This is a genomic window from Streptomyces lushanensis (assembly GCF_001700515.1).
Classification (GTDB): domain Bacteria; phylum Actinomycetota; class Actinomycetes; order Streptomycetales; family Streptomycetaceae; genus Streptomyces; species Streptomyces lushanensis.
Map to the genome: position 1 here is coordinate 1 of NZ_MAUD01000410.1, position 6,866 is coordinate 6,866.

General features: G+C 71.1%; 8 protein-coding genes. 2 read left to right on the top strand and 6 right to left on the bottom strand.

The annotated features are described in order from the left end of the window. Nucleotides 1-15 precede the first annotated feature (15 nt). The 6 genes from BFF77_RS28055 to BFF77_RS28080 form a co-directional block, all read right to left on the bottom strand. A complete protein-coding gene (locus tag BFF77_RS28055) occupies nucleotides 16-642 on the bottom strand; it encodes a GTP-binding protein (RefSeq protein ID WP_066955241.1) in 627 nt (208 codons plus the stop codon). Further along, nucleotides 623-997, bottom strand: a complete 375-nt coding sequence (locus BFF77_RS28060; RefSeq protein WP_066955244.1) for a DUF742 domain-containing protein — start codon at nucleotides 995-997, stop codon at nucleotides 623-625. The genes BFF77_RS28055 and BFF77_RS28060 overlap by 20 nt, the downstream gene beginning before the upstream one ends. Then, nucleotides 994-1,410: a roadblock/LC7 domain-containing protein gene (locus tag BFF77_RS28065; RefSeq protein ID WP_066955247.1), complete on the bottom strand. Its 417-nt coding sequence runs from the start codon at nucleotides 1,408-1,410 to the stop codon at nucleotides 994-996. The genes BFF77_RS28060 and BFF77_RS28065 overlap by 4 nt, the downstream gene beginning before the upstream one ends. After that, a complete protein-coding gene (locus BFF77_RS28070) occupies nucleotides 1,407-3,047 on the bottom strand; it encodes a sensor histidine kinase (protein ID WP_245703732.1) in 1,641 nt (546 codons plus the stop codon). Before BFF77_RS28070 ends, BFF77_RS28065 begins: the two co-directional genes overlap by 4 nt. 386 nt (nucleotides 3,048-3,433) lie before the next feature. Then, nucleotides 3,434-3,832 carry a roadblock/LC7 domain-containing protein gene (locus BFF77_RS28075; RefSeq protein WP_066955250.1) on the bottom strand — a complete coding sequence of 133 codons (399 nt, stop codon included), beginning with the start codon at nucleotides 3,830-3,832 and terminating at the stop codon, nucleotides 3,434-3,436. Nucleotides 3,833-3,972: 140 nt separating this feature from the next. Further along, a complete protein-coding gene (locus BFF77_RS28080) occupies nucleotides 3,973-4,848 on the bottom strand; it encodes a hypothetical protein (protein WP_066955252.1) in 876 nt (291 codons plus the stop codon). A 490-nt stretch (nucleotides 4,849-5,338) separates the two neighbouring features. Between BFF77_RS28080 and BFF77_RS28090 the strand changes: the two genes are divergently transcribed. Together BFF77_RS28090 and BFF77_RS28095 are read left to right on the top strand one after the other, a co-directional pair. Next, a complete protein-coding gene (locus BFF77_RS28090) occupies nucleotides 5,339-5,704 on the top strand; it encodes a hypothetical protein (RefSeq protein WP_066955258.1) in 366 nt (121 codons plus the stop codon). A gap of 69 nt (nucleotides 5,705-5,773) precedes the next feature. Continuing rightward, nucleotides 5,774-6,730 carry a helix-turn-helix transcriptional regulator gene (locus BFF77_RS28095; protein WP_066955261.1) on the top strand — a complete coding sequence of 319 codons (957 nt, stop codon included), beginning with the start codon at nucleotides 5,774-5,776 and terminating at the stop codon, nucleotides 6,728-6,730. Nucleotides 6,731-6,866 lie beyond the last annotated feature (136 nt).

Consider the following 6,866-nt stretch of genomic DNA (forward strand, 5'->3'; position numbering starts at 1 on the left):
CGCGGCGCGCCGCGCTCAGTCCGGAGGTGTCGCCAGCGCGTGCAGATAGCGCATCAGCGTCAGCAGGGCGTCGCGGCAGGAGGCCCGCTGCCGTGCGTCGCAGTCGATCATCGGGACCTCGTCGGGCAGGTCCAGTGCTTTCCGCAGGGTCACGACGGGATGGTGCGGCGCGTCGGGAAAGGTGTTGACGGCGACGACGAACGGCACGCCGCGCTCCTCCAGCCGTCCGATCACGTCGAAGCTCACTTCGAGACGGCGCGTGTCCACCAGCACCACGGCTCCCAGGGCGCCTTCGAAGAGTCCGTTCCACAGGAACCAGAACCGCTCCTGGCCAGGAGTGCCGAAGAGATAGAGCACGAGCTGCTCGGTGATGCTGATACGGCCGAAGTCCATGGCGACGGTGGTGGCGGTCTTGCTCTCGACACCCGAGTTGTCGTCCACACCGACCCCGGCCTGGGTCATGGTCTCCTCGGTGGTGAGCGGGCGGATCTCGCTGACCGAGCCCACCATCGTCGTCTTGCCGACGCCGAAGCCGCCCACGATCACGATCTTCACCGCGGAGGTGGCCGTGGTGGGCAGGAGGTCCTCGCTCCTGGGGCCCGCGATCGTGGCCGCGGTCGCTTCACAGTCTCTGGAGTCCATGCATCACCGCTTCGAGGAGGGACCGGTCGGGTAGCGCCGCACGGACGACGGGCGCCCGCGACTCGACCAGTTCGGCCGTGAGGAGTTCGGTCAGCAGCGCGGTCACCACGCTGAACGGGAGAGTGAGATGGGCCGACAGCTCGGCCACGGACAGCGGTGCCCGGCAGAGCCGCAGAATGGCGGCCTGTTCCGGCTGGACCGTCGGTGACGGTTCGTCGCGTGCCACGATCATGGTGACGAGGTCGAGCGGTGCGCGTGCGGCGCCGTCCGGTCCTCCGGTGATCACGTACAGCCGTTCCGGGTCCCCCACGTCCGCCTCGGGGCTCCTGCGTTCCCGTTGAGGAGGCGTGCTCATCCGGCCTGCCCGTCGTGTCCCTCGTGGCGCGGCGGGCTGGTGAGATGGGCACCGATACGGACGACCATGTCCCTCATCCGGGCGCCCACCAGACCCGCGTCGACCGTCTCGTCCGCGAGGACCGCGAGATACGCGCCCTCCCCGGCCTCCATCAGGTAGAAGAAGCCGCCGCCGATCTCGATGACGACGAGCCGCATCCGTCCGTCGCTGTGCGGGATCTCGGCCGCGACGGCGGCGGCCAGGCTCTGGAGTCCCGCGCAGGCCGCGGCGAGCCGGTCGGCGACATCGGGGTCACCGCCGTGCCGGGCGATCCGCAGGCCGTCCGCGGAGAGCACCACGATCTGCTGGATCTGCGGTACCCCGTCGGCCAGTTCCTTGAGCATCCAGTCCACATTGGCCCGCTGCTGGATCACTTCAGCTCTCCCTTGCCCCGCACGTCGTCGGATGCGCCACGTTCACCGGGCCCGGCCGGCCCCTCCCCCGCCTCGGCGGGAGGCTCCTGCGGAGTGCCGTTGACCGCCTTGGTGAACGCTTCGAGCCAGACGCCGGGCCCGGGTCGGTTCGCGGGCTCCGGGGCAACGCCCTGCCCGCTGCCCCTGGGCGCCGGGCCGGGGCCCGGGGTACGGTCCGGGCCGGGGCCCGGGGTACGGAGGCCGAGGTTGTGGGAGCCGAGCGGCGCGCGGCCACGGCTGCGCCGCTGCGGCAGCCCGTTCTCCGTCCACTCCGTCACCACCGGAATGTCGCCCTCCGTGCCCGAGGCGACCGGCGGGAGCGGCACGGACCGCCGCGGTCCCGTGACCGGCCTGGGCACCCGGTTCTGCGGGCGCAGCACGTCCTTGGTGGGCAGGTCGACGGAGCTGCCCCGGGGCCCGGCGGCGGCGCCGATGCCGTGCGCGACACCGGGCGCGGGTCCGGTGGTGACGACATCGCGCGGCACGATGAGGACGGCCCGGACACCGCCGTACGCCGACTGCCGCAGCGAGACCTGCAAGTTGTACATCTGGCAGAGCCGGCCGACGACGGCCATACCGAGCCGGGGCGTCTCGCCGAGGTCGTTGAGGTCGATTCCGGCCTGGGCCTGCGCGAGCATCCGTTCGGCCCTGGCCCGTGCCTCCTCGCTCAGGCTGACGCCGCCGTCCTCGATCTCGATCGCGATGCCCGTCTGTACCTCGACCGCGGTGACATGGACACGGGTCTGCGGCGGTGAGTAGCGGGTGGCGTTGTCGAGGAGTTCGGCGCAGGCGTGGATCAGCGGTTCGACGGCCGTGCCGATGACGGCGACCTTCGCGATGGAGTGCAGATCGACCCGCTGGTACTCCAGGATCCGCGACATCGCTCCGCGCAGCACGCTGAACAGCGGTACGGGCCTGGACCATTGACGGCCGGGACGGGCCTTGCCGAGCACGGCGATGCTGTCGGCGAGCCGGCCGATCAGCGCGGTGCCGTGGTCGATACGCAGCAGATCGTCGAAGACATCGGGATTGCGGCCGTGGTGCTCCTCCATCTCCCGCAGCTCGCTGGCCTGTTGGTGGACGATGGCCTGGACGCGGCGGGCGATGTTGACGAAGGAGCGCTGCGCGGAGTCGCGCATGGCCTCCTCGTCGTCCACGATCTGGAGTACGGAGCGGAGCAAGGAGCGCTGGGCGGCCGGGAGTTCGCGGTACCGCTCGTCGCCGTCCACGACCGCGCGCATCACCTCCGCGGGTGATTCGCCCTGGCGCAGCCGGTGGATCGCGGCGGGCATCAGCACCTTGCCCAGCCGTACGGTCTCCTCGTCGTGCGCGGCGAGGCGCCGCTCCAGCACCGTGAGCCGGTGGGCGTAGTGCTCATGGAGCACACCGATGGTCCTGCGGCGCCGGGACAGTCCGACCGCGCACCAGCCGACCAGGGCCGTGGCGGCCGTCCCGTACAGCATGAGCGGCAGCCGCGCGGTGTCCGCGGCCAGGACCACCACGGTGGCCGTCGCCGCCGCCATCAGGGCCGCCGGAAGCAGCAACGCGCGGACGGCGGGGGACGCTTGATCATTCGGGGGTGCTTCGAGACGAACCATGTAAGCCCTCTGGCGGTCGATTCAGATCGGGTCATTCGCACACGCATTGCTCATGGCGAACATATGCCTGATTACGTGTCAACTCGGCGCGCTCCGCGAGAGCTTAGCCCGATCCGATAAGAGCCTCGGCATATTCCCGCAACCGCCTGCACGCACCACCGCGCCGGGCATAGACTCGCGCATTTGCACGCTGCGCTCCCTCGGGCACACAGTGAGTGACGACGCGTGCGCGGTCGACGACGGCGGGACCCGAGCACAACGGCGGCACCGAAGACGACTGGAAGACCCGAGGACAGGCGGGGCCCCGAGGGCAATGGGGGGACGACAGCGGGGGCCGCCCCCGTAGGGAACGGCCCCCGCTCTCAGGTTCACTCTCCTCGACGGGATCAGGCGGGCACATCCCCTTCCAGAAGGCCCGTCAGTTGCTCGACCGTCGCCGGCGTCTCACGCTGGAGCGCGGCGACATCGAGTCCCTCGTCGCCCAGGACCGACAGCAGGGCCCGCTCCCCCACCGCCAGGACGACGACATGGCCGCCGCCGCAGCGGATGACCACATCACGCAGCGCGCCCGTCCCCGCCTGCTCCGCCATACGCGCGCCGAGCCCCAGCGTGGCCGCCGCCAGCGCGGCGACGGCCTCCGGCTGGGCCGTGTCCGTATCGGCCGCCACCAGCAGCCCGTCGGTGGTGGAGAGGACGCTCTCGGACACTCCCATCACCTTCTCCCGTAGCGACGCCAGTACATCGACAAGTGAGGCGAGTGAAGTGACGGACGAACCTGCATACATGATGTGCGCTCCTTGATGACGTTCCGGCTGGGGTCCTGCCGAGGTGCTGCCAAGGTCCTGCCGAGGGATACCGCACGGAGGCTCCGGGTTCTCAACTCCGTACAACTCACTCAAACATGGGCAAGTACGGTTGTTCGTTCTCAGGAATCTAAGCCGTCGGGATGCCCGGGGTCCGACCGGCGGGCGACGGCGGTGCGCCGTGGCAGCTCACCCGGTGGCGTCCGGGCCTCGGTGGTCACGCGCCGTCCGCCGGGCAGGAGGCGCGGTGCGGTGCTCGGCCGGTCGGCCGGGAGTCCGTTCTCCCACTGGACGAGCTGGAGATCGTTCATACGGATCAGGTCCACCATGACTCCGAACAGGCCCCGTCCCAGGGTGAACGCGAGGTCCCGTGGGCTACGGCGGCCGTTGGCGACGGCGAGCAGGGCCTGATAGCGGCTGGTGAGCTGACCCGCCACCCGGTCCGCGCGGGCCGAGGGCCGCATCTTCGCCCTGGCGAGATCGGCGGGCGAACCCCACTGCCGGGAGACGAGCGCCAGCCGGCGCGTGGTCTCCTCCGCGACGGTCCGCGGCTCGATGCCGCGAGGAGCGAGAACGGCCGGCGCGACCGCGCCCACCTCCCAGCCCTCGGGCCGGACGAGGGACATCGCGAACGCGCCCTCGAACACCGTCGCCACGCAGAGTATTTCCAGTTCGGCGGCGCCGGTCAGGCCCTGCCCGACCAGCGCCGCCGCGTGCTCCCCGCCGTGCCGGACGGCGGTCAGCCCGGCCGCCCAGCCCTTGTCGTCGACACGGCCCGACTTCAACAGGACGGACTCGACCGACGGCGTTCCCGGCGTCTCGATCGCACCGATCAGCCCGTCCCGCAGATGGATCGTGCCACCCGGAGACGCGGAGACGGTCACCGTGCCGCTGAAACCTTCCTGCTGGAGCCGCAGCAGCAGCGCGGGGACATTGCGGGGCAGCGCGCCGTCCTGCGGCGAACCGTGGGCGTCGAGGCCGTCCGGGCCGTCGGTCATGCCAGCACTCCCGCCGCGTGGTCGTCGAGCTGCCGCATCGCGAGCGCGAGATTGGTACGGCCGCGGTCCAGCGTGGCGACCAGAAGCAGTGGATCGCCGACGCGCCGCNNGCGGCGCGCGGTCGTCACGATCACGCTCTCCAGCTCGCTCCCGGCTCCCGCCTGCCCCACCCGGTCGGTGATCACGGCCGCCAGTTCGGCCGTCCCCACACCGTCCCCGGTCTCCGACGCGTCGCCGACCACGCAGTAGCTGAGGCCGGTGACCGCGTCCACGAGCGCGGCTCCCGTGATCCCGGGAGTCTCCAGGAGCCGGGAAAGGGACGCTTCGATCGCTGACACGTGTACCCCTTCATTTTGAGCCACATCCGTCAGTATCCTAAACCGCAACTTGCGTTTTAGTGACCGATCTTGACGCCTTTGATCCCTTGGCTTTTCGGCCAAGGACGGGCGACCTCCTCCGGCTTGAAGAACACGAAGAAGAGGACCGTGCCATGAACCTGGAAACCGCGCTCAAAGAGGCCATGACCATCGACGGCGCTCTCGGTGTGGCGCTGGTCGACTACGAGAGCGGCATGTCGCTCGGCACCCTCGGCGGAGGCGGCGGGCTCGATCTGGAGGTCGCCGCCGCGGGGAACACCGAGGTGGTGCGCGCGAAGGTGCGTACCCTCGGCGCACTGGACATGAACGACTCCATCGAGGACATCCTGATCACTCTCGGCAGGCAGTACCACCTGATCCGCCCGCTCACCGCCAGCCGTGGCTCGCTCTTCCTGTACATAGCGCTCGACCGCACCCGGGCGAATCTGGCGCTCGCCCGCCACAGCCTCAAGCGGATCGAGACCGCTCTGGACATCTGACGCGCCCGTCGGGAAGGCCGGGCGAAGCGCTGTCGGGCGAGGGCTGGCAGGCGCGCTGATACTGGCCGTATGACCCGACACGGAGAGCTGGGCACGGCTCTGCAGCGCTGGCGTGAACGCATCGCACCGGCCGAGACCGGGCTGCCCGCGGGCGGGAACGGCGAGGCGGGCGGGCTGCGGCACGAGGAGCTGGCCCGGCTCACCGGGCTGTCGGTGGACTATCTGGTACGGCTGGAGGAAGGGCGGGCGACCTCGCCCTCCGTACAGGTCCTCGCCTCGCTGGCGCGTGCCCTGGGGCTGTCGGAGGACGAGCGCAGGCATCTCTTCCTGCTCGCCGGACAGTCGCCACCGGGTCTCGGACGTGTTCCGGAGGCCGTGCCGCCCAGCGTGCGGCGGCTGCTCGGCCGGCTCGCCGGGACTCCGGTCGGGGTCCATGACGCGGCCTGGAATCTGATCACCTGGAATCCTCTCTGGGCCGCGCTCCTCGGAGACCCTTCGGTGCTCCCCGGGCGCGACCGCAACGCCGTCTGGCGGCACTTCAGAGGTCTGCCCACCAGAATCAGCCAGACCGAGGAGCAGGAGGCGCGGTTCGAGGCGGCCCTCGTCGCCGACCTCAGGGCCGCCACGGGGCACTACCCCACCGATGTACGGCTGCGGTTCCTCATCGGGGAGCTACGGCGGGTCAGCGGCCGGTTCGCCGGGCTGTGGAACTCCCGTATCGCCGGTTTCCACGACACGGGCGTCAGGACCGTCCACCATCCCGACGTCGGACCGCTGACGCTGGACTGCGACACGCTCACCGTTCCGGGGTGCGATCTGCGTGTCTCGGCCTACTCCGCCCCGCCCGGGACGGCCGCCGCCGACAAACTCGGGCTGCTCGATCTGATCGGCGCCGAACGGATGCCCGACCGGGCCCCCGATCCGGCGTGGAACCCCGAGCGGGACCCGGCCCAGGAGCCGGCGCGCGGCCCCGCGCCTCGCCCGGCCGCCGGCCGGGATCCGGCAGCCGCTCCCGTGGACCGGTGACCGTCATCGGCTCTCCGCCGTCCCCGGCTTCACCCGATCGGGTGCCTGGAGGTCGTTGAACGCTCATCGGTGTACGAGGGCGGCCGAAACCGGCCCGCGCGGCCCGGCCCGCGCACCCACCGACCGGGGACGGGGA